This is a genomic window from Methanothrix thermoacetophila PT (assembly GCF_000014945.1).
Lineage (GTDB): Archaea > Halobacteriota > Methanosarcinia > Methanotrichales > Methanotrichaceae > Methanothrix_B > Methanothrix_B thermoacetophila.
In genome coordinates, this window is sequence record NC_008553.1 from 694,984 (window position 1) to 717,813 (window position 22,830).

20 protein-coding genes and 2 tRNA genes are annotated in these 22,830 nt (G+C 55.3%); 11 read left to right on the plus strand and 11 right to left on the minus strand.

Translation table 11 applies throughout. From position 1 onward, the window contains the following. Window position 1 precedes the first annotated feature (1 nt). Window positions 2–268 carry a DUF504 domain-containing protein gene (locus MTHE_RS03375; protein ID WP_232840896.1) on the plus strand — a complete coding sequence of 89 codons (267 nt, stop codon included), beginning with the start codon at window positions 2–4 and terminating at the stop codon, window positions 266–268. A 656-nt stretch (window positions 269–924) separates the two neighbouring features. Here MTHE_RS03375 and MTHE_RS03380 read toward each other — a convergent pair. Next, the gene (locus MTHE_RS03380) at window positions 925–2,388 is read right to left on the minus strand and encodes a DNA-directed DNA polymerase II small subunit (protein ID WP_011695845.1); all 1,464 of its coding nucleotides are present in this window, start codon (window positions 2,386–2,388) and stop codon (window positions 925–927) included. A 40-nt stretch (window positions 2,389–2,428) separates the two neighbouring features. On the opposite strand from MTHE_RS03380, the gene MTHE_RS03385 reads away from it, so the two are divergent. Then, the gene (locus MTHE_RS03385) at window positions 2,429–3,184 is read left to right on the plus strand and encodes a S24/S26 family peptidase (protein WP_175265740.1); all 756 of its coding nucleotides are present in this window, start codon (window positions 2,429–2,431) and stop codon (window positions 3,182–3,184) included. On the opposite strand, the gene MTHE_RS03390 is transcribed toward MTHE_RS03385, so the two are convergent. Both MTHE_RS03390 and nikR read right to left on the minus strand, forming a co-directional pair. After that, the gene (locus MTHE_RS03390; protein ID WP_011695847.1) at window positions 3,177–3,815 is read right to left on the minus strand and encodes a fibrillarin-like rRNA/tRNA 2'-O-methyltransferase; all 639 of its coding nucleotides are present in this window, start codon (window positions 3,813–3,815) and stop codon (window positions 3,177–3,179) included. The genes MTHE_RS03385 and MTHE_RS03390 overlap by 8 nt on opposite strands. Beyond that, window positions 3,812–4,234 (minus strand): nickel-responsive transcriptional regulator NikR, encoded by a 423-nt coding sequence (gene nikR / locus MTHE_RS03395; protein WP_011695848.1) that lies wholly within the window; start codon window positions 4,232–4,234, stop codon window positions 3,812–3,814. Before nikR ends, MTHE_RS03390 begins: the two co-directional genes overlap by 4 nt. 382 nt (window positions 4,235–4,616) lie before the next feature. Between nikR and MTHE_RS03400 the strand changes: the two genes are divergently transcribed. Beyond that, window positions 4,617–5,177, plus strand: coding sequence for a hypothetical protein (locus MTHE_RS03400; RefSeq protein WP_011695849.1), 561 nt, complete (start codon window positions 4,617–4,619; stop codon window positions 5,175–5,177). 24 nt (window positions 5,178–5,201) lie between these two features. Next, window positions 5,202–5,447, plus strand: coding sequence for a hypothetical protein (locus MTHE_RS03405; protein WP_175265741.1), 246 nt, complete (start codon window positions 5,202–5,204; stop codon window positions 5,445–5,447). Window positions 5,448–5,449: 2 nt separating this feature from the next. Here the strand turns inward: MTHE_RS03405 and MTHE_RS03410 are convergent, their stop codons facing one another. From MTHE_RS03410 to MTHE_RS03425, 4 genes are all read right to left on the minus strand, one after another. Then, the gene (locus tag MTHE_RS03410) at window positions 5,450–6,592 is read right to left on the minus strand and encodes a DUF1646 family protein (protein ID WP_011695851.1); all 1,143 of its coding nucleotides are present in this window, start codon (window positions 6,590–6,592) and stop codon (window positions 5,450–5,452) included. 196 nt (window positions 6,593–6,788) lie between these two features. Further along, window positions 6,789–7,877 (minus strand): COG1470 family protein, encoded by a 1,089-nt coding sequence (locus tag MTHE_RS03415; protein WP_011695852.1) that lies wholly within the window; start codon window positions 7,875–7,877, stop codon window positions 6,789–6,791. A 29-nt stretch (window positions 7,878–7,906) separates the two neighbouring features. Next, window positions 7,907–8,722: a hypothetical protein gene (locus tag MTHE_RS03420; RefSeq protein WP_011695853.1), complete on the minus strand. Its 816-nt coding sequence runs from the start codon at window positions 8,720–8,722 to the stop codon at window positions 7,907–7,909. Between the two features lie 197 nt (window positions 8,723–8,919). Then, entirely contained in the window at window positions 8,920–9,651 is a 732-nt protein-coding gene (locus MTHE_RS03425; protein ID WP_011695854.1) for a hypothetical protein, read from the minus strand. A gap of 472 nt (window positions 9,652–10,123) precedes the next feature. Between MTHE_RS03425 and MTHE_RS03430 the strand changes: the two genes are divergently transcribed. Beyond that, window positions 10,124–10,198 (plus strand) — tRNA-Glu (locus MTHE_RS03430). Window positions 10,199–10,569: 371 nt separating this feature from the next. On the opposite strand, the gene MTHE_RS03435 is transcribed toward MTHE_RS03430, so the two are convergent. Continuing rightward, window positions 10,570–10,642: transfer RNA gene (locus MTHE_RS03435), tRNA-Gln, on the minus strand. Between the two features lie 54 nt (window positions 10,643–10,696). On the opposite strand from MTHE_RS03435, the gene MTHE_RS03440 reads away from it, so the two are divergent. Both MTHE_RS03440 and MTHE_RS03445 read left to right on the plus strand, forming a co-directional pair. Then, entirely contained in the window at window positions 10,697–11,641 is a 945-nt protein-coding gene (locus MTHE_RS03440; protein WP_011695855.1) for a DUF128 domain-containing protein, read from the plus strand. A gap of 2 nt (window positions 11,642–11,643) precedes the next feature. Then, window positions 11,644–12,039 carry a 30S ribosomal protein S6e gene (locus MTHE_RS03445; RefSeq protein ID WP_011695856.1) on the plus strand — a complete coding sequence of 132 codons (396 nt, stop codon included), beginning with the start codon at window positions 11,644–11,646 and terminating at the stop codon, window positions 12,037–12,039. Here the strand turns inward: MTHE_RS03445 and MTHE_RS03450 are convergent. Together MTHE_RS03450 and MTHE_RS03455 are read right to left on the minus strand one after the other, a co-directional pair. After that, window positions 12,029–13,174, minus strand: coding sequence for a geranylgeranyl reductase family protein (locus MTHE_RS03450; protein ID WP_011695857.1), 1,146 nt, complete (start codon window positions 13,172–13,174; stop codon window positions 12,029–12,031). The two genes, MTHE_RS03445 and MTHE_RS03450, sit on opposite strands and share 11 nt — an antisense overlap. Then, on the minus strand, window positions 13,171–15,072 hold the full coding sequence (locus MTHE_RS03455; protein ID WP_011695858.1) for a sodium:solute symporter family protein: 1,902 nt from the start codon (window positions 15,070–15,072) through the stop codon (window positions 13,171–13,173). The genes MTHE_RS03450 and MTHE_RS03455 overlap by 4 nt, the downstream gene beginning before the upstream one ends. 140 nt (window positions 15,073–15,212) lie before the next feature. Here MTHE_RS03455 and ilvD point away from each other — a divergent pair, with 140 nt between their 5' ends. From ilvD to cca, 3 genes are read left to right on the plus strand one after another with little or no spacing between them, the layout of a single operon-like run. Next, the gene (gene ilvD, locus MTHE_RS03460) at window positions 15,213–16,859 is read left to right on the plus strand and encodes a dihydroxy-acid dehydratase (RefSeq protein WP_011695859.1); all 1,647 of its coding nucleotides are present in this window, start codon (window positions 15,213–15,215) and stop codon (window positions 16,857–16,859) included. Further along, window positions 16,856–17,389 (plus strand): RNA 2',3'-cyclic phosphodiesterase, encoded by a 534-nt coding sequence (gene thpR / locus MTHE_RS03465; RefSeq protein WP_011695860.1) that lies wholly within the window; start codon window positions 16,856–16,858, stop codon window positions 17,387–17,389. The genes ilvD and thpR overlap by 4 nt, the downstream gene beginning before the upstream one ends. A gap of 52 nt (window positions 17,390–17,441) precedes the next feature. After that, a complete protein-coding gene (gene cca, locus MTHE_RS03470; RefSeq protein WP_268741203.1) occupies window positions 17,442–18,698 on the plus strand; it encodes a CCA tRNA nucleotidyltransferase in 1,257 nt (418 codons plus the stop codon). A 6-nt stretch (window positions 18,699–18,704) separates the two neighbouring features. Here cca and MTHE_RS03475 read toward each other — a convergent pair whose 3' ends face one another. Next, window positions 18,705–19,718 carry a histone deacetylase family protein gene (locus MTHE_RS03475; RefSeq protein WP_175265742.1) on the minus strand — a complete coding sequence of 338 codons (1,014 nt, stop codon included), beginning with the start codon at window positions 19,716–19,718 and terminating at the stop codon, window positions 18,705–18,707. 946 nt (window positions 19,719–20,664) lie between these two features. On the opposite strand from MTHE_RS03475, the gene MTHE_RS03480 reads away from it, so the two are divergent. Continuing rightward, window positions 20,665–22,827 carry an S-layer protein domain-containing protein gene (locus MTHE_RS03480; RefSeq protein WP_011695863.1) on the plus strand — a complete coding sequence of 721 codons (2,163 nt, stop codon included), beginning with the start codon at window positions 20,665–20,667 and terminating at the stop codon, window positions 22,825–22,827. Window positions 22,828–22,830 lie beyond the last annotated feature (3 nt).

Sequence of the window (22,830 nt, forward strand, 5' to 3'; positions counted from 1 at the left end):
GATGGAGGAGCTCTTCCCTTTTGGCAGGCACCCAAAGCACATCCTGAACGAGATGAAGTGGCGCGGCTTCGATCTCAGTGATGTGGAGATCGAGATACTCCACAGGGGCGCGCCATCGAACAGGATCCACGCAAGGGCGAGCGAGATCGCTCTCGGCAGGTCGTTCTTCACGTACATGGGCACGGATATACCCTACCACAGGATCGAGAAGATTGTGTACAAGGGAAGAACGGTCTTCTCGCGCGCGGATATTGTTAAGGGTCAGTAGTCGTCTACCAGCTGAAAGCTTTCGCTGTTTCAGCACATACCTCTGTTGATTCTGAGGGCATCGAACGCTGCATCAGTATTCCGAGGGATTGGGTCGACTTCTTGCAGCATCCATCGACAGGTGTGGGCTCGAACAGAAGAGTGATTCTGCTGGAACTGAGCGACACTGTCTCCATACCAGTGACACACATAGAAGCAGAGCCGTTTTGGGACCTGTCTGGATAAGAGCCGAGGCTAGAAATTTGGACATTACTGCTTCTGCATGTCAGAAACACGTCTCCTTATTCGGACTCCTCCCTGTTCTGCACCAAAATCTTTATCAGCGATCAGTTCAGTACACTCCCCGCGGTGGTTTTATGGACACAGCTACGGCTCTGGAATACCTGCAGTCTCTGATCGTGCTGGCGATATTCATACTGATATTGGGAATTGGCTTCAAGGTGTGGAGATGGAACTACGTAGTTCCACCAAGATGATTCTCTCTTTTTGATGAATCTGATGGCGTACGGGCGCGATCCGTACCGCAGTTTCCTTTTCCATGATAGGGTCGGCATGTGGCCTTCGCGAACTCTCGACTCCGTCGAAGCTCTCACCTGCAGACACAAATTCTGCTTGATCGAATCGCCGTGCATACCGTCAATCAGCACACCACCTGCATCACGTGAACCTCAGCTTCCTGACCTTCATCGTCGATAGATCAACGTGCGGAACTATTCCAGGCGTGGGCTGTATGTTCATCTTCTTCTGGAACTCTGTCTGTCCCTGCCAGGTGCCGCTGTTGATCAGCGTCACGCCCTTGTATCTCGTTATCCCCACCACGTGGACGTGTCCGCAGTGGAGTATCGCGGGCGGTTTGTCTATCACGTAGTGGTCCTCGGCCTCCGGGGCGACAGATACCCTGTTTCCGTATATCGGGCAGAGATGTCTCCGCCGGAGCATCTCAACCATCGCGAGCTCTGGCTCTCTGTACGAGAGTCCCGGAATCTTAAGGACAAAGTCGTCAATCGACCTTCCATGGTATATAAGCACCGGCCGGGAGGAGATCGTTATCCAGGATGGATTTCCGACGAACATCACGTTCCCGGGAAACAACGATTGTATCTCCTTCGGCAGTGCTGGCTGTGGCTCGGCCTGCCTCACGATATCATGGTTCCCAGGTGATATCACGATCTTCACCCATGATGGGATCTGTGAGATCAGATCTGCGGCCAGCTGATACTGCTCGTAGATGTCCTTTATCTCGAGCTCATCCTCCTGCCCCGGGTAGACTCCGATGCCATCAACTATATCTCCTGCGATCACGATACAGCCCACATCCGAGCTTAGCCCTGTCGGATCCTCTCCGGAAATCCAGGAGACGAAGCGGTTCCATGTATCCATCAAAAATTTATTGCTTCCCACATGGAGGTCTGAGAGGAACAGAGCTCCTCCGGATGCAGCTGTCAGGGGCTGGGGCTGAGCCTGCAGATCCGGCCAGACGATGGACTTCGCGAATATGCGACCCCTTCCATCGGATGTTCCGGTGATGCCCACAACCTCATCTGTCACCAGAAGCATCGAGTCCTCATAGGCAGGTGAATCCCTGGCGAAGAGCACGGTAACCATGCCTGTGGGATCCTCGAGCTCCACGACTCTGGCTCGAGATGTGTTTCTTATCGCCATTACCATCCCAATAACAGAGACCTCGCGCCCGGTGGTCTGCGCACCCAGGCTCTCGATGGGCCTGGAGCTCATTCTCTTGCTCAGAAGATCGCGAATCTTTACGTACCTGTCCCGGAAGTACTTCACGAAGTCGGTGTAGTCCCCTATACACGTCGATCTTCCTGTGATCTCCCTCAACACCTCGACCTCGACACCGGAGCTCCTCTGCTCGGGCGTGCAGGTCGTCGCTGGGGGTTCATTCACGGTTTGTGACACTGGTTTTGCATTCTCTTCCGCCGCCCTTCCTCGTCTCCCGTTCAGAAGTGAGAGTATATGCTCTGCGCTTACAACAACGGTGCTTGCATCGAGGCTGCTTATCAGATGGTCGATCGATACTGTATCTTTTTTCGATAGTATCTCGAGTGCCTCAGGTGTGAGCTGGTATCCCCTCTCAGCAAACATCTGAACGATCTCGAGCATCGAAAGCCGTATAACACCCTCCCACCAGATAAACCTCCCGATGAAGCTATCGGATACTCTGGCGGGTCTTCCGTCCTTTGTCAAGGACATAATATTCGTCGTTGTGGTTGTCGGCGGCGTCTCCCTCATCTCCCAGGTGCTTCTCGGCCTCTGGACCCCGATGGTCGCAGTTGAGTCCGGGAGCATGGTCCCGAACATGAATATTGGGGATATCATCATCGTGCAAGGCATATCCAGAACTGATGTGATCACATGGGAGGAGGGCAAGGCGAGAGGATACAGATCGTTCAACAACCCGGGGGATGTCATACTCTACCGCCCGTATGGGAAGGAGAAGCTTGGAGTGCTCGATATCATTCCTGGCATCCTGGGCATCGGAAGCAGTGGGGATAAGGCCACGCCCATAATACACAGGGCGATGAGATGGGTAGAGATGGGCGAGCCGATGTGGGATGGGGGGCCCCCAGCGCCATTCGCGGGTTACATAACGAAAGGCGATCACAACGAGGTAATCGATCAGATGGCTGGAAGGATTCTGGGGGTGCCGAACTATGCGTACATCAGAGAACACCCGGAGAGGTTCAGGGAGACGGCTGATGGCATTCTCATAGATCGAGAGACGGGACTCGTCATTTACAGCCATGGCAACACGTCTTATGTGACAGATGGTATAAGCTATCTGACACCTGTGAGAAAGGAGTGGGTCATAGGTGTCGCGAGATACAGAATACCATATGTGGGCTATATCAGGCTCATCCCCGAGATGATCGTGGACTGGATTCGCGGTATCATCTGAGCTTTCTCGCAACGACTGCGACGTGATCCCTGTGGTGTGGCAGGTCCACCCTCCTCAGGACCTCCACCCCACTGAGGCGCCTTATCTCCTCGTCGAAGATCTCGGTGGAACGGGCTGTTGAGTCGATGGATCTCGCCTTTATCATCACCACCATCAGACCGTTTGGCTTCAGGTATATCGATGCGTTTCTCGATGCTATCTCCGCCTGGTTGCGCTGCGCCACGTCCTGATATAAAAGATCCACTGGCTCGACGATCCTCCGGTACGTCTCAGGGCGTGCTGCATCCCCGAGTACTGGTATTATATTTTCACGCTGCTCTGCCAGGAGGAGAAGATCCCTCATCGCCCTCGGAGAGATCTCGACTGCGTAGATCATGCCTCCAGTGAGAATATCACCGAGGTAGCTGACCGTGGTGCCGTTCGCAGCACCGAGGTACAGGACTTTACCGGATGGCACCACCCCCTCAAGGCATGGATACCTCAAAAGAAGGGCGGCGAGCTTCGATCTTCGCGGATCCCATACCCTCAGACCGTCAACGATCTTCTCGCCATAGAGGGGCTCCTGGGAGGGCGGGCTGGTTGCGAGACGGTCTCTTCTCAAGATGTAAAGCCCCGGAAGTATCTCCTTCATAGCTCCGCGCCGACAGAGGTTGTGGTGAGCTTCACATGCTTGACGCCCTTCAGTGCCATCATCCTCTCCGCTGCCCTTCTCACATCCTTTCCCTCGCCACGTAGTATCACAACCTCGAGGCAGTTATCCTTGTCCAGATGAACATGAAGGCTCGAGTTTATTATGCTGCCGAACTCATGCTGTATGTCCGTCAGGCTGTCCACCAGGCCACGCTGATGGTGGGAGTATACTATTGTTATCACGCCCACCCTCTCGCCCTCGACATCGCTCATCCACTCATAGTGAATAATGTAGTTCCTTATTGCGTCCCTTATCCCCTCGGATCTCGATGAGTATCCTCTCTGGGAGATGATCTCGTCGAAACGGCTCAGCAGCTTCTCCGGAAGCGATACGCCAATTCTCATGAGCTCCTGTTCCATTAAACCACCACCATTTATTTCGATCAGATATAGTAATAAAGTTATTGGAATAAAATCTTACTATTTTTGATTTACGCTTTTTTCAGTGAGTGCCACCTGTGGGTGACAGAGTTCGTGGCGGGCATGATAGTACCACAGGGGGTGTATGGGTAGCGGATATCCCTTTCTTCAGGGCAGGGAGGAACGTTTTTATTCGAATCAGGCTCCTGATTCTGTAACCGTACAAAGCTGGGCGGACGTGAACGATTTTTGCTCATGTGGTATAATCGTTGAAGAAGCGAGTTCTGGCAACCAGATGCAATCGACTTTGCCTTTCTGCGAGGTCATCGATCCGCTGACTCACAGGGATGAGTTTTTAACCACATCAGCATACCGATACCACATGCCAGATGCTGTGATCCTTTGCGACAGGTCTTTTCTTTATGAGAAGCTCTTCGAAGAGGCAGGTGCTGATGTCCAATTCATCAAACCTGAGATGCTCTGCAGCCCGTTCCTCCCCAGGTTCAGGGCTCTGATAATTCCAACAGGATTCGCAAACCAGCAGTATTCCAGAGCTCTGAGGAATCTGAGAGCCTGCAAGGAGGGGATAGAGAACTTCGTGCGCTCCGGTGGGGTCATCGTGGTCTTCGGCCCGCTGGTTCCGGAACACGACTACGACTGGCTTCCGATCGCGATAAGATACAGGGGTGAATACACAGAGGCAGCGCAGATAAACTTCTCATGCGAGGGGGCGCCACTCTGCAGCGATTCTGGGGACTGCGATGGCTACCTCGAGCCCAGCGAGGGGATCGAGGTGCTCGCCAGGGATTCTTCAGGACGACCGGTCCTGTGCGCAGGCAGATATGGCGAGGGCATGATATTCATCACATCAATCCACGAGTTTCCGTCAGCGGATTTTGTGAGGTATGTGATCTCAATGGGCAAGCCATCGAAGATCATATGAAGGCATGTGCAGCCATCAGGGAAGATGGCCTCGAGAAGGGACATCCTAAAAACACAGCGGAGGAATGCGATGTACAGAAAGCAGAGCAGGCTGAGAGATGAGATCGAGTCGCTGAATGTGAAGCCCAAGGGTGGGGTTCTCCTGGTGAACCTGAGCACCGGAGAGCGCTGGAGCTTTGATTCGTACCACGATGCGATCGAGTTCATGAGGGGAAAAAAGGGAAGATGGTATCTGACAGCAAGTATAAACGAAAATATAACTAAAAAATGAAGTTACAGATGGAACTCCATGTGGAATGGGATATAGAATACCCAGATGAAGTAGAGAACCATCAGTACAAGGCCGAGCGGCACGCCGAGCCTCGCCCACTCCTTGCTCGTTATATTGAGCTTGCCTGCTGATATGATGTTGGGGATGTTCCCGGGGATCAGCATGCCTCCCGATATCAGCAACCCCATCAGCACAGCCTGGATCTGGGTTATCTCCATTGACGGGCTCAGCTCAGCAGCGGTCAGCGTAGCGTTATCGAGAATCGCGGATACCATGTTCACCCAGTACAGGATCTGGGGTGGAATCGTTAGCAGGTACTTGTCGATAACGATCTTCATGCCTCCGCCAAGGAGAAGCAGCGCCATGACGAAGATGTAGACCTTCAGAGCCCTGACGAAGACGTCTCTCAGGCCTGCAGCCTCCTCAGCCGCAACAGCACACGCCTCCTTCGCAGCCTTTCCTGTGAAGAACATCGCGAGCAGTCCCATTGCCAGGCATCCTGGAATTATGTATACTGCGAGCCTGTTGAAGAGGAAGAAGAATCCTGCGTGATAGGGCGGTCCCTGCAGCTTGGTGATCGCTATCGTCGAGAGCGGCTCTCCGACTGGAGTCAGAACAGCGCCAAGACCTATCGAGAAGCATGCGATGATCACGACATTGATCTTCGTCTGCCTGTCAAGGGGCATGCAGTTGACGAGCTCGACGAGGAGAAGAGATGCTATGATCGCAGTTATTATGCTCGACGAGAGGCCGAGTATCACAACCATCAGGAAGACTATAACCTTGAGCGGGACGACCTCAAGAATCCTGGCCATGGCCCTCTGAGCCGTTGCTCTTCCATAATGGAAGAGCAGACCCGCAACCAGGACAGCAGGCACGATGCCCTTTATTATCGGCTCCTTCACGGCCTCCATAACGAGCTCCATGTGCCAGCCGATCTTCTCCACCATCTCTGGGTTGTTGGCGTAAAGATGCTCAAGAACCTCCTTGCTCTCAAATCCCGAAAGAGTCACTGCGAGCACACCCATTACGAAAAGAAACGCCTCCAGGTTGTGCTCTATCTTCCTCACCATGAACGGGCCAACGAGCACGATCAGAACTATCGCAAATAGCCCGATATCAACGGGCGTCGGCTGTAATGCCATTGAATCACCTCTTTATTCTACACCCACAAGACTGAAAGTCTGTTGCCAGATGGTTTTTATCTATTAAATGGTTTTGGTTTTCAAAAGCCGATGCTCGATTTCAGATGCTCTGAGGAGATCAGTGTTCAGAAGGGCCTCGCTGGCGCCTCCCTGTGTGCCTGAAATGCACAAAAAGTGGCTGATGCCCCGGAGGGCGTCAGCTTGATTTGAGCCGGAGATTTATGTTGTCCATGAAGTCGCATGCTCCGCCGATGCATCCTCTCCTGAGCGGCTGGTCCTTGAAGAGTATCTTGCGCATTATCTCAAATGACCCCAGGTACTCCTCGTGCTCCTTCATGCTCCTCTGTCCCGGTTTGGATTGCCGCGCGTCGAGCATGAAGTAGCCTGTGAAGTTGTCTGCGGTCTTGAATTCAGCGCTTCTTCCCAGCGTTCCCGTCTGGTAGAGATTGAAGTTCTGGTTCTTGAACTCCATCGCCTGGAGGTTGTAGCTCTCCCTGACCTTCGCGCCGATCCCGCCGAAGGCGATCGAGCTTCTGAAGCTCTCGCTCCCCATGAGCGTGTCTCCGGGCGCCAGAGCTACATAGTCATCGACAGCGTCCTGCTCCTCGAAGTTCGGATTTCTCCCCTTCGCCCTGTCCACCAGATACTCGTTCTTCACCAGCGCCTCGACGCTGCCGCTGAAGTAGACGTCCTTGTTCGATTTTATCCCGGAGTTCATCGACCTGACGTCCTTGCTGAGCTGGAACTGGCCGCTCCCGCTGATCATGGTCTCGGATGCGTAATCGTATCCCTGGACCTTGAACTTCTCTGTATCTGATGAGGATTCTGCGCCTGGTGCTGTCGCTGTGACCCTGAATCTGTAATCACCTCCCATGGCGTTTGTGGGCGGCGTGACCTGGAGCGGCTCCGAGACCTCGCCGCCGGCAGGTATGAACACCTCCGTGGAGGTCCAGGTGAACCAGTCCATACCGCAGGTCTCAGGGCTGACTGTGATGGTGGCGGTCACGTTCGTGTACCCCTCGTTCCTCACGTTCACAATGTAGTCCAGTGTCTTCCCCGGGGTTGTGTACTCCTTATCCCGCTCGTTGATGGGACCGGTCTGCTGCACAGAGACGACGAGCTTCCCAGGGGCGATTGGTGTGGGCGGAACGGACGGGATGTCAAAAGAGCTTGATGGATACGATGGATACACTGAGTCCGCTGCGTACGGCGGGCCTGTTGGGCTCTCCTCAACAGTGGCTGATGCTGGAATCAGCAGAAGCGCCAGGATCAGAATCCAGATCAATGGAACCACCTCAAAAAAAAAAGAGGGAATCAGCAGTCTACACCCTGGCACGGGCTGGGCTTCTCCTCAGCGAACGGCGCCTCGTGGAACTTGATCAGCTTCTCGACCTCGAAGTTGCCTGTGAACGACTGGTGATCCTTTATGTCCTTGTAGAATATCTTGTGCCACTTGGAGTCGGTGCCCCATGTGCCGTTGAAGTAGTTCCTGGTCTCAAAGCCGACGAGATGCGTCGGGCTCACGTTGTACTTCAGGTTGTACTGCTCTGCCTTAGCAAGGTTCTCATCGATCTCTCCAGGATCTACCTTCTTGTTATTATTCGCATCTTTCCACCCCCACGGCATTCCTGTCGCAGGGTTCGCGGTCCAGTGACCTGTTGGATCCGTCGATGAGAAGAAGACCTTCTGCTCCTTCTCCATCTCTGTTACAGAGAAGACCTCCTGGACCTCTGCTCCGATGCCTCCGTAGAAGGCCTTTGAGTGGAGGTACTTGCCACCGACGAGCGGTGTATCTCCTGAGTAGGTCATCTTCGAGTTCTCATAGAGGTTGAGCGGAAGGCTCTTCGTCTCGTTGGGTCCTGTCCTGTTCAACCTGCTCGCGTTCTCCGAGAGCAGGTGCTCGGAGTCGAGCTCGAAATCGCCGTCGCCAGCCATCACGTTGTAGTACTCGAGAGCGATCTTCTTGTCCACGATCGACGTGCTTATGTCTATAACACCGTTCCCTGCCACCTTCTGCGCCTCGCAGTACTGCTCGTACTGCTTTGGCTCTGGAAGTGGTGGATTTGCTGAAGCCAGATTACATGCTAAAAGAGCAGCTATAAGCATTGCCGCTATTACTACTCCCTTCATTCAGTTTCACCCCCTTAGGTTTATCTCAGATGTTCTCTCTCTTGTTATATAAATTTTATTTATCCCCTCCGGCGCGCATGAGGATGGATGCAAAGAGCGGACGTGAGTGCGGGAGGGATATAATCAGGAGAAGAATTCGATCGAAGTTGGATAAAAATAGTTCAGACCCCGTGCGGGGTCTGCGTCAGGCTACGCGTTCAGATGCACGGGAGCCAGTCGACGCTTATCGCGCCGCATGTCGAGTTGCCCCAGAGCTGGATGAACTTCTCGATCGAGAAGACACCAGTCAGGTCCTCAACGCTGCGGCCGTACTCGACGTGCCTGCCCTTGACTATGGCCTCAGCCATGGGCTCGCGGGACATCCAGCCGATGTGAGCGACGCCGATCACGTTGCTGTTGAAGTTCGCCTCAAGGACGCCTGTGCAGCAGTTCTCCTGGAGTGTCGCACCATACAGCCTGGTCTTGACCTCTGTGTTCTTCTGCAGGTGCTCCGCATGCGTGTACATCTCTGTCACGACAGCGCCGATCCTGTAGTTCTGGACGCAGAGCTTCTCGATCCACTTCTGGTCGTATGTGCCTGTCTGGTAGCTCACAGGCATGTACTCGAACTCAGCTTCCTTGGTGAAGTTGATGTAGTCCATGCAGGGTTCGCCGGTCGGGTAGTCGCAGTCGGCTAAACAACCTCTCATATCCCTGTTCAGCTGCCTCTCGGCCTCGAGCTCAGTCCTCTCGATGATCACGTTACCGGATCCGGACTCCTTCTCGACAAGCTTGGCGCCTGCATATCCATACTGTGTGGAGATGATCATCTCCACGTTCTTGTAGCCGACGCCCTTAATGGTCGCCTTCTCGTACATGTAGTTGGCTGCGCTGGCCATGCCGACAAGAGCCAGAGCAACAACTACGAGAACAGCCAGTTCTCTCTTCATTTCGTTCCCACCTCCATTTTGTTACCCTCAGTTAAAGGATCGATACCTCAGCAGATGCCCCGACGTGGTCGAGGCCTCCCGAAAGAATCGGGGGATGCTGAAGCTCCCTGAGGCCCCGGGATCCAGACCTCCCGTCTGGCAGATGAACGCAGAAAAAGCAACTGCGCCCATCACCTCCGGCCATGCTCCACAGCACACGCCGGAGCCCCCAAACGACCTCTCAGGTTCAGGGTACCTGATCTTAAGACACACGTCAAATATTTCAGTGTTTTGCTCAGGCACAAATCCTGACTTCATATTGATAGCATATAAACATAACGGGCGAGGGCACCATATCGATGCCTCCATATTTCAGCCAGTATTTCTGCATCAGTGGAGGCTGATCCCATGTGTGGGCTTCAACCACTCTCTGACATTTCTCCCCAGTGCCCGAGGGATAGATTAATACGTTGCGAGCAGCTCTTAAGCTAGAGCTCCGGTAGTGTAGCCAGGTCAATCATTCCGGCCTTTCGAGCCGAAGACTCGGGTTCAAATCCCGACCGGAGCATGATCCGCACCCACTGTATGTTTTTCATTATGATGATAGTCGCGGAATACTGGAAATAATATTCTTCTGGGAAATATCATCATATTATAGTCCTTTGCGTCACTTCATGTAAATCCATTTAAAATCTACTGGATGTGTCATACTTCATAGATGATTTTATGTGACGTGCAATATTATATCAACTTATACGGAATACTATAATATAGGCTTTGTTTGACATGGCCGGAACCGGGGATGTTCGGAGAAATCCTGTGAGTTCGGCCTGGTCTGGCTCACGGTCCCTAAAATGTTTTTATATAAAATATCATACATACAATTACTTATCGACATGGGCAAATTGTAGGAAAGGGGGTTAGAATACTCGCATGCGATAGTCCCGGGCGGATTCGAACCGCCGTCGCTGGCTCCAAAGGCCGGCAGGATTGGCCCCTACCCCACGGGACTCCGGTCTGGATCTTGCCCTGGCTATATATATTCCCTTCCTCGTTCTGATGATCGATGAGAGGGCGCGACCAGAGGAAGCTCCTGGAGATTCTGAGAGTCATAGCAGAGGCGAAGAGGCCGGTGGGCGCGAGGACCATCTCGGACATGCTCAGCAGCCGGGGGTATAACCTCGGCGAGAGGGCGGTGCGGTACAATCTCAGAATACTGGATGAGCTGGGATTCACAAGACGTTACGGCTACTCGGGTAGAATCGCAACCTCTCTCGGTCTCAAGGAGCTCAGGGACGCGCTGATACACGAGCGGATAGGCTTCGTGAACACACTGATAGAGGAGTACATGCTCCGCACCACATTCGATTTCGCGAGCGGCGACCTGGTGGCGAACATCAGCCTCATCGACAGGAACGATCTCGAGAGGGCGCTTGAAATAATGGAGATGGTCGCAGAGTCCGGGTACTCCGGGGATCTGGTGCGCGTGCATCACAAAGATGACTGCGCGGAGATCGGGACGGTGTGCAGCATCACCGTGGACGGGCTTCTCCTGAGAGCAGGGATACCTGTGAACACCACATTCGCAGGAGTCCTCGAGATCAGGAACGGGGAGCCCTGCAGGTTCTCGGATCTGATCGCGTACGCAGGCACATCCATAGACCCCATGAGGGCGTTCATGGCGAGGAGGATCGCCAGGGTGATGGACGCGGTGCGCTCCGGCTCCGGAAAGGTCCTGGCGAACGTGAGGGAGGTCCCGGTCAGCGCTCTGGAGGATGCGATGCGCGTGCTGGATCGCGCGCGCTCGATCGTCGGGAGGATCGCTGTGGGCGCGCCAGGCGATGATGTGCTTGGATGCCCTGTGGCGCCGGGTCGTGTGGGCATAGCGATATGCGCGGGCGTCAACGCTCCTGTGGCGGTCGCCGAGTGCGGTATACGCATCCGGACCTGCCCGATATCCACGCTCATCCCCTGCGGCGAGATGTCTCGGATAAGGTTTTATAAGAGCTGAGAATGGCGGTAATCGAGGTCAGAAAGATGGCTGTCAGAGTTGTGATATCAGATCCAAATACAGGAAAGGCATATCAGGTCGAGCTCAAGGACGCGGGCAAGCTCATCGGTAAGAAGATAGGGGACGCTGTTGAGGGCGATCTCCTTGGGCTGCCGGGATACGCTGTTACGATAACAGGCGGCAGCGATCGCGACGGCTTCCCGATGCGCAGCGATCTCCCGGGGATGCAGCGGAAGAGGCTTCTCCTCGCGGGCGGCGTCGGGTACAGGCCGCGCGTGAAGGGGCTGAAGCGAAGGAAGAGCGTCTGCGGGCGCGAGATCTCGCCGAACATAAGCCAGATCAACGTCAAGATAACAGAGTACGGCGCGAAGCCGATCGAGGAGCTGCTCAAAGCGTAAACATCGACCGGAGCCTTTCAAGAGGCGCGGGCAGGCGGCCGCGCTGGATGTCCTTCATTGTCATAGGATCCAGCAGGGAGAATATCATATCAATCGATCTGTCGCTCCTCATGGCCCTGTCCACCATCCTCCTTATAATCACAGAGCCCCTGAGTGGGGCGCCAAGCTCCTTCTCTATCCTCTGCGTGTAAACGTTGAGATCTCCTCCGCGGGCGTGTGTTGCGGCGACTTCCCCCGCGATCCTTCCAGCGACCATCGCCAGCGGCACGCCTCCGCCGCTCGTCGCCATTACGTGACCTGCTGCATCCCCTGCGAGCAGAAACCTCCCGCTCTGTATGATCTCAGGCATCCCGCCCGAGGGCACGATCCCCCTCATAACTGCGACGATCTCGCCCTTTCTGAGAATTCTGCCGGCATGCGGATGCTCCTCCACGAATCTCCTCAGGATAAGAGGGAGATCAATCTCCCCGCGGATGTAAGACCTCCTAACTCCCACACCCACATTCGCGATATCATCGCCGAGAGGTATGATCCACGCGTAGCCTCCGGGCGCCCACCTCTCTCCGAAGTACATCTCTGCCGCGTCTCTGTCTATATCGACATCCACCATCTCATACTCCAGACAGATCCCAGGTTCGTCCCTCTGGACAGCACCTATCGCCTCTGCGATCCTCGATGACGGCCCGTCAGCGCCGATGATAATATCTGCATCGATGATACCCTCGCGCCTTCCCTTAAGGTGTATCGACTCCCCGCGCACATCAGCCTCCGTGCCGACGATCAGCTGCGCGCCCGCGCGAGCTGCGCGGTGCGCAAGATACCTGTCGAAGCTCCGCCGGTCCACGCACCTGCCCGCCACAGGAAACTCCGCGGATCTCCCTGAGGGCGCGTAGAGCCTCTGGATCCGTGTTCTGTTGAGGATACACCTCTCCGGGATCTCGACGAGCGTCTCGGGGAGAACCGCGTCTGGAAGCAGATCCCTGAGCTCGGAGGCCTCAGGTATGAACCCACCGCACTGGACAGGGCTGCCTATCTCCATTCTTCTCTCAACGAGAATAACATCTGCGCCGAGCCTCGCCGCGGTCTCAGCCGCAGTGGATCCCGCGGGGCCGGCGCCGACGACGATGATCCTCATGCGGGCAGTGATGTCGTGTATCCCATGCTCAGAAGCGACTCCTCTATCTCCTCTACCGCGAGATACATCTCGTCCCTGAACCTCTCCCTCTGGGAGAGCCTTGGTTCAGCAGAGAGTCTGATCTCCATCTCATCCCCCCTGTAGAGCTTCACGCACGCAAGCATGTCATGCTGTGAGAGCCTGTACGCGATATGGCTCCCGGTCGGCGTGTACCACTCCGGATGCCTGGATCTCAGATCCTCGATGAGTCTATCCCAGCTTATCTCTCCCCTGATCTGAGCTCCATCCGCCTTCAGCGGGTTCACCCTCAGCGCCAGATCGAGATGCGTTCTCTCTCCGAAACCCCTCTCCTCTATCATTCTCATGATGATAGGATACCTGGAGTTCTTCCTGTCAACTGTGATCATGGCTCCACCAAAGAGCCTCTCTGCGATATCTGAGAAGAATGGCGCGAGCCTCCTGTCGTCGGTGGGCGGCGTGAGAAGGGAGACGATCGCGAATACCGATGCGCTCAGAGTCAGGCCGACGAGCACGCCGTGCTCTGTGAGGAGTGGAGAGATCGTGTCGAGTGGCTCCCCAAAAATGAACTTCTCATACGCGATCATCACGATCTGTGTCACGCCACCGACGATGACAGCTGCAAGCGCGCCCCAGGATGTGGCCCTCTTCCAGTAAAGCCCGCCGACGATCGGGAAGAAGTAGGATGTTGTCCCTATAACGGTGGCTATTATCACAGCCTCCATGATGCTCTCCACATTCAGCGCGATGAACGCTGAGATGGAGATCATCATGACCACAAGCACCCTGCTGATTATCAGCATCTCCCGCATGGTGGCATCCGGTTTGACGAACCTCTGGAAGATGTCCCTGACGATGCAGGACGCGCCAGATGTCGCAAAGGTGTCTGTGCACGACATGGACGCGGCAGCGAATCCTATTGTGAGCAGCGCGACTGCTGCAGGTGGCACGTTCTCGGAGATGAACCTGAGGTACAGCATCTCAGCCTCCACCTCGCCCTCAGGGAGCGGGTAGATCGCGCGCAGGGCTATCGCCGTGAGGAAGCATGCGCCGTAAACGATCGCGAGAAGCATCGACCCCAGGAGCAAGCCCATCCTCGCGCTTCTCTCATCGCGCGCGGCCCAGACCCTCTGCCACGGGTCCTGCTCCGCGATCCAGCCGGGGAGCAGGGCGAGCTGGAAGACAAGGGCGCCGAGCACGCCCCCCATCATGAACGGGTTCCACCACTCCCCGCCGAGGGCAGCGCTCTCCGCGATGATGGATGCGCCCCGATCTGCCGAGAGCTTCAGGGAGAGAATCGCCACAACAACCGCGAGCCCTGCCAGGAAGATGTACTGGACCCTGTCGGTCCAGACAACCGCTCTGAACCCACCGAGGCTGACGTAGAGCGCCACGGACACCGCCATGATCAGAACCGCGTACAGTGGCTCGACCCCGAAGAAAGTCCCCAGAACGAGCTTGAACCCGATGAAATCAACCACTGAGAAGAGAATCATCATTATCGTTATCGCCACCGCGACCGGAGCTCTGACCATTGGATCGTATCTTATCTCCAGAAGCTCAGGCTGGGTCATCGCAGGTATGCGCTTGATCCTGCCTGCGATCAGCGCTATGATCGCCAGCGCAGCTATGTTCGGAAATACCCACACCCATATCGAGCTGACGCCTATGAGCATGAAAAGACCTGTGGAAAGCAGCAAAGCGCTGGCCGTGAGCCATGAAGCCGCAGCCGAGAATCCCAAGGAGGCTGCCCCCAGCTCCCGGCTTGCCAGCCAGAACTCAGTCACAGATCCCTGCCGCTTCGATGAGATGAAGCCTATGCCGACGAGCACAGAAATATATACGCCCAGGATGAGGAGGAATATGTGATATGGATCCAAGCGATACCACCGCTGGGCCACTAAACCATACCCTGTATATATACACTCGGACATCCTGAGTTTTGTTGGAGACAATCGATTTTTATGCAGTTCGCGAAAGCCGCTTATACTAAGCGGGCAGAGCCGGTCCTGGGATCGTGATGAGGAGCGATATCACCAAATCAGGACCTGAGAGGGCGCCGCATCGCGCACTTCTCAAGGCGATGGGCATCACTGACGATGAGATCAAAAGACCGTTCATAGGCGTTGCGAACTCGGCGAACGAGTTCGTACCAGGGCACATACATCTTGACAGGATCGCAGAGGCTGTGAAGGCGGGTATAAGAATCGCGGGAGGCGTGCCGTTCGAGTTCCAGACGATCGGCGTCTGCGACGGGATCGCGATGGGTCATGGCGGCATGCGGTACTCCCTCCCATCGAGGGAGATTATCGAGGACTCGATAGAGATCATGGCCCAGGCGCACCAGCTCGACGGTCTTGTTCTGATACCAACATGCGACAAGATCGTCCCCGGACATCTCATGGCAGCCGGGCGTCTTGATCTCCCGACCATAGTCGTGACGGGCGGCCCGATGCTTCCAGGATTTGCATGCGATCGTGAGCTCGATCTGATCAACGTCTTCGAGGAGTGGCAGAAGGGAGGCGAGTCCCTCTCGATTTTAGAGGATCTCGCATGCCCGGGTGCAGGGTCATGTGCTGGACTGTTCACAGCTAACTCCATGGCATGCATGGCCGAGGCGCTGGGATTGAGCCTCCCTGGATGCGCAACAGCACATGCAGTGGATGCGAAGAAGATGCGCATCGCCAAACTCTCCGGGATGATGATCGTGGAGCTTGTGAAGAGAGGGCTCACTGCGAGAAAGATCGTCTCGCGCGAGTCATTCGAGAACGCTGTCAGGGTCGACATGGCCATCGGAGGGTCCACAAACACAGCACTGCACCTCCCGGCAATCGCTGCAGAATTCGATATCGATTTAGAGCTGGATGTCTTCGACAGGCTGAGCAGGGAGACGCCGCATCTGGTCAATCTGCGCCCCGGAGGCCCGCATCACATGCTGGATCTTGACCGTGCAGGTGGGGTGCAGGCTGTGATGCATCGCCTATCATCCAAACTGGATCTTAGTGTCCTCACGGTCACAGGAAAGACTCTGGGGGCGGTGCTCGCGGAGTTCAAACCTGTCAACCCCAAGGCGAATGCAGAGGTCATAGCAACACTGGAGAGACCTGTGCATCCTGAGGGCGGGATCGCGATACTCAAGGGAAGCCTGGCGCCAGAGGGCTCTGTTGTGAAGCAGACTGCGGTCTCGAAGAAGATGCTCGTGCACAAGGGCCCCGCAGTCGTCTACGACTCCGAGGAGGAGTCGATGAAGGGGATACTGAGCGGCGAGGTCAAGGCGGGAGATGTTGTTGTCATAAGATACGAGGGGCCAAAGGGTGGTCCAGGAATGAGGGAGACCCTGGCACCGACGTCAGCGATCGCAGGCGCGGGGCTCAGCGAGTCTGTGGCGCTGATCACAGACGGCAGGTTCAGCGGCGGTACGCGCGGGCCGTGCATAGGGCATGTCTCCCCTGAGGCAGCTGTCGGAGGCCCAATAGCGCTCGTCGAGAACGGGGATATGATCTCCATAGATATACCGAACAGGAGGCTGGATCTGCTCGTTGATGAGGGTGTGCTAGAGCGAAGACGCGCATCCTGGAGGCCTCCTGAGCCGAGGGTGAGGGGAGGAGTTCTCGATAGGTACAGAAAGTCCGTGACGTCTGCGAGCAAGGGCGGAGTTTTGAGATGAGATGCTTTGTCGCTGTCGATCTGCCGGAGGAGATTAAGAGAGGGGTGCCGGCGATACAGCAGGCCTTCGCGATGAACGGGCTCAAGCTTGTAGATCCGAACCTGGTGCACATAACACTGAAGTTTCTGGGAGAGGTGGAGGAGAGAAGAGTCGATGATATCGTAAATGCGCTCGCGCGCGTGAGGTTCTCGCCATTCCAGGCGCGCATCACGGGCGTCGGCGCATTCCCCGGGAGATCCATCAGGGTAATCTGGCTGGGCGCCACTGGCCCATTCGAGGAGCTGGCGCGCGCCGTGGACACCGCGCTCGAGCCCTTCGGGTTTGAGCGCGACAAGAAGTTCAGCGCGCACGCGACCCTGGCCAGAGTGAAGGACCCGTCACTGAGTCGCATCCTCGCGGAGAGACTGTCAGGCGTATCAGAGGTAGATCTCGGAGCGTTCACGGTCGAGAGGTTTGTTCTCAAGAAGAGCACTCTGACACCGAGGGGGCCGGTCTACGAGGACATCGCAGAGTTCAGAGCTTCTCAGTGAGGTTCTCAAAAGGATAAAACCATCGGAAGAGGAGCGGGGGCAGCTGGAGAGGATATCATCAGATCTCCTCCACAGGGTCGAGGAGATCGCAGCTGCAAGGAACGTGGCATGCCGTGGGATTCTCGTAGGATCCGCGGCCAGAAATACATGGCTCTCTGGCGATCGTGACATCGATATATTCATCGCGGTCCCGGAGGATGGGAACCTGGGCGATGCCCTCGAGATCGCAAGGGAGATCGCGCCTGTGCACGAGGAGAGGTACGCGGAGCACGCCTACGTTCATGCCCGGATCGATGGGTTCGATGTGGATCTCGTGCCGTGCTATGACGTCAGGGATCCATCTAAAATAAAATCCGCTGTTGATAGAACCCCATTCCACTCGCGCTACGTCTCAGAGCGGATAAGGGGTTTGGAGGACGAGGTTCTCCTGCTGAAACAGTTCATGAAGGGCGTCGGTGTGTACGGTTCGGATCTGAGAACAGGCGGGTTCTCCGGATATCTGGCAGAGCTTCTCGTGATTCGCTACGGCTCATTCCTAAGAGTCCTGGAGGGCGCGAGCTCCTGGCGTCCTGGAACGAGGATAAATCTTGCACCGGGTGCGAACATCATGGCGCCACTGGTGGTCATAGATCCCGTGGATCCGAAGAGAAACGTGGCCGCTGCCCTGACCCTCGACAGGATGTTCCAGTTCGTCGCGGCAGCTAGATGCTTCCTCAGGTCCCCCGACATAAGCTTCTTCTTCCCGCTGGAGGCTCACACGATGAGCCCGGATGAGATCAGGGCTGAGATCGAGCGGAGGGGCACGGAGTTCATACTCCTAGAGATCGACGCCCCTGACATGGTTGATGATGTCCTCTATCCCCAGATGAGAAAGGCAGAGGCATCTATCAAAAACCTTCTCGAGAGAGAGGGGTTTCAGGTGCTCAGGAGCGATGTGGACCTAGTTCGCGGAGAGGATGTCCGGGCGCGCCTCCTCTTCGAGCTCTCGATCTGGGAGCTGCCGTCTGTAAGGATACACATTGGTCCGCCGGTCTGGGAGGCGGATCACGTCTCGAGGTTCGTGAAGGGCCACACATCTCCACTGTCTGGACCGTACATTGATAATGGCAGGCTTGTTGTGGAGATACCGAGGAGATACAGAAAGGCTGTGGATCTTCTCGAAGGAGAGGTTCACAAGATCTCTCTCGGAAAGCACCTCTCCTCCGGCAGGATCAGAACGCTATCAAAGCGCGAGATCCTTGAAGGCGTGGACGAGAGTCTTGCGGAGTTTCTCACAGCGTATCTAAATAAAAGAGTCAGAGTCTGTTGATATGCCTCATGCGAGGCTCCTCCAGTACGCTTTCTGAACGCTTCTTACCTCCTCGATCCTGCGGGTGAGCGGCGCATCCTTTAAAGGCATCACATCAGGAACCTCTCCCTGAAAGGCTCTGAGGACAGAGACGACTGATTCTGAAAGTGACTCGAGGCGGTAACCGCCCTCAAGCGCTGCAACAATCCGCCCTCCAGCGTGCCTGTCAGCTATATCCTTCACCAGGCCTGCCAGAGCGCCGAAGCCGTTCTCTGTGAGGCGCATCCCTCCCAGCGGGTCCATCTGGTGCGGGTCGAATCCCGCTGACACGAAGACGATCTCTGGCCTGAATTCATCTGCTACGGGCACAAGTATCTCTTTATAAACAGCCAGGTATCCGCTGTCATCTATTCCGGGGGGCAGCGGGACGTTCACCGTGAACCCCTTCCCCTTTCCATCGCCCACCTCGGTGACCCTGCCGGTGCCAGGGTAGTGCGGATGCTGGTGGGTGGAGAAGTACAGGACGCTGTTGTCCTCGTAGAAGATCGCCTGCGTGCCGTTGCCGTGATGCACATCCCAGTCGACTATGAGCACCTTTTTCAGCCCAAGGGATTGAGCATACCTCGCGCCTATCGCAACGTTGTTGAAGACACAGAAGCCCATGCCCCTGTGAGGGGTCGCATGGTGTCCCGGCGGCCTGACGAGAGCGAACACGGGATCCGGTTTCTTCATGACGTGATCCACGCCTGCGCAGACGCCGCCCGCGGCCATGAGCGCGACATCGTACGAGTCCTTCGAGAGGACCGTGTCTATATCGAGACGGCCTCCCCCACGCTCGCATATGCTCCTAACCTGCTCGATGTAGCGGCGCGAGTGGACGGCCTCGATCTTATCGAGGGAGGCGGGCCTGGGCTCGATTCTGTTCGGATTCAACCCCTCTGCCTCGATCCTCTCCATTATGGCTATCAGTCGCTCCTTCCTCTCAGGGTGCTCGTGGGTCTCGTGCATGAGATAGACGGGGTGGTAAACGATGGATGTCATACAGCTGTTGTATATCTGCATGGCGTTAAAATGCTTTTCTTGTTATGCGGTCAACCAGAGCGCAGCTTGCATCACTTGCACCAAAAACATTCAACCCTATCGCATACCATGCAACCGAGAACCTGTTCTCCGAAATCTGGGATTCGTGGAGATAATATGATCTCTGCTCTTATCCATCTGATGACTTGCTCGAAGAGACAGCAGTCATGCTATGCGCTCGTTTCGACTTATCCTCGACTGCGTCGAAGGCCTGGCAAGCGGATGGGCGCATTAGGCAACCTCCCTGCATGGCCTCCAAGTTGCTGAAAACATGAGAGTGATGATCCCAACTGGAGTAGAATGACTCAGCACATGAATCTTCACAAATCATCGAATACGAGATCTAGGATCTCCATTCCGGTGCTTTTCTGTAGAATGCGGTTTTCACAGGAACAGCCCCTCAGAGACCAGCGCCCTTCACAAAACACCTCACGAATCCTGCAATCGGGAATCAGCGTGCACCTGCATGATACCACATGACCCCCCCACAAGGCCGCATGCATTCATGGTCTCACTGATACGCTGATCAGACTGAGAACTGCCCCCACATCTCGATGCTTTCCCACAAGGCCGTATGCGTCATGATCTCAGTGATACGAGCACATGACTCCAGGAGACCATCGGTGGAGTTCAGGATCAATGGAGCTTGCTGTTCGATATGCACAGCACGGTACAAGGACCAAAAAGGATATAATAGGGAAATACTCTATCACTACGCTATAATTCCCATCAAAGGGGGAATTTATGGAGGGTGATGAAGCTATAAGTCTGCGAGATAGATGCCATGGGGTATATGCAGTGCATTCCCTAGATGGCATATTTCAGACTTTGCTGGGGCAATAGTTTTAAGAATAATCAGACTGTATGTTGCAAACTAATCCGATATGGGAAGATAGGAGGTTAAAGTATGAATAAGACTGCAATAATGATTACAGCGCTGGTAGCGGTACTAGCGACAGCGATGGTAGTCGGCGCAGTCGATAAGGTGGAGATCCGGGGTGCTGTTCAGGAGGTTGTGGATGGCGCAACAGTTACCTGGACTCCGCAGAACTTCGCCGGCTTCTACTACGACATCGATGACGATCTCGGCAACGAGCAGATCACAATGACCATCACCGGGAACAAGCTCGAGGAGCCCAACGGTGTCAAGTACACATCCACAGCCCAGGACAACGACTTCGATTTCGAGGACTGGGGCTGGTACAGATCCATAGGATTCCTCGGTGAGAATTACTTCGCCGGTTACAGCGAGAATAAGCCCACAGTTGATGGTGTGGAGATCGATCCCGAGCTCTACAAGCAGTCCACCGACACGAACACGCTCGTCGATGAGCAGCTCCTGAAGGTCCTGATCGATGATGATACAGAGAGGACGTTCACATCCGGCACACCGCTCAAGCTCGCTGACGGCTACGAGCTCATGATCAAGTCGATCGATGTCGATGGCAACAAGGTCTACGTGGAGCTGATGAAGGACGGACAGAGCGTCGACACAAAGGTCGTCTCCCCGTCCAAGGATGGCGCCACAATGAGTGACAAGACATACTACTACAAGAAGGACATCGGCGACACTGAGGATCTCGTCATAATCGGCGTCCACTTCAAGAACGCATTCCGCGGCGCTGACCAGGATATAGCCACAGTCGATGGTATATTCCAGGTCTCCGATCAGCCGATGGACGTCTCCGTCGACACAGAGTATGACAAGATGAGAATCTCCAGCGTCACCAGGGACACAATCGAGATGGATAACAAGGACAACGCCATAACACTGAACAAGAACAAGGACACGACGCTGATGGCTGGCATCCACATCAAGACAGCTGATCAGGACGTCATAGACGCGGAGAACCCGCTCAGGTTCTACATATACAAGGAGGTCACAGAGCCCGGAACATACGAGATACGCGGCGCTGTTCAGCAGGTCGTTGATGGTGCTCAGGTCACGTGGGACCCGAAGACCTTCGCCGGCTTCTACTACGACATCGATGACGATCTCGGCAACGAGCAGATCACAATGACCATCACCGGGAACAAGCTCGAGGAGCCCAACGGTGTCAAGTACACATCCACAGCCCAGGACAACGACTTCGATTTCGAGGACTGGGGCTGGTACAGATCCATAGGATTCCTCGGTGAGAATTACTTCGCCGGTTACAGCGAGAATAAGCCCACAGTTGATGGTGTGGAGATCGATCCCGAGCTCTACAAGCAGTCCACCGACACGAACACGCTCGTCGATGAGCAGCTCCTGAAGGTCCTGATCGATGATGATACAGAGAGGACGTTCACATCCGGCACACCGCTCAAGCTCGCTGATGGCTACGAGCTCATGATCAAGTCGATCGATGTCGATGGCAACAAGGTCTACGTGGAGCTGATGAAGGACGGACAGAGCGTCGACACAAAGGTCGTCTCCCCGTCCAAGGATGGCGCCACAATGAGTGACAAGACATACTACTACAAGAAGGACATCGGCGACACTGAGGATCTCGTCATAATCGGCGTCCACTTCAAGAACGCATTCCGCGGCGCTGACCAGGATATAGCCACAGTCGATGGTATATTCCAGGTCTCCGATCAGCCGATGGACGTCTCCGTCGACACAGAGTATGACAAGATGAGAATCTCCAGCGTCACCAGGGACACAATCGAGATGGATAACAAGGACAACGCCATAACACTGAACAAGAACAAGGACACGACGCTGATGGCTGGCATCCACATCAAGACAGCTGATCAGGACGTCATAGACGCGGAGAACCCGCTCAGGTTCTACATATACAAGGAGGCGACCATTGAGGCCGCTGCTCCTGCACCTGTAGTCGAGGAGAAGCCTGCAGCTGAGGAGAAGCCTGTAGTCGAGGAGAAGAAGGTCGAGGAGGTTGCCCCGACCAACGTGACCGAGGAGAAGCCTGCAGCTGAGGAGAAGCCCGCAGCTGAGGAGAAGCCTGCCGCAGAGGCAGAGGCAAAGCCCGCAGCTGAGGAGAAGGGCGCTCCCGGATTCGAGGCGGTCTTCGCAGTGACTGGCCTCCTGGCAGTCGCATACCTCGTCACCAGGAGGAACTGAGGA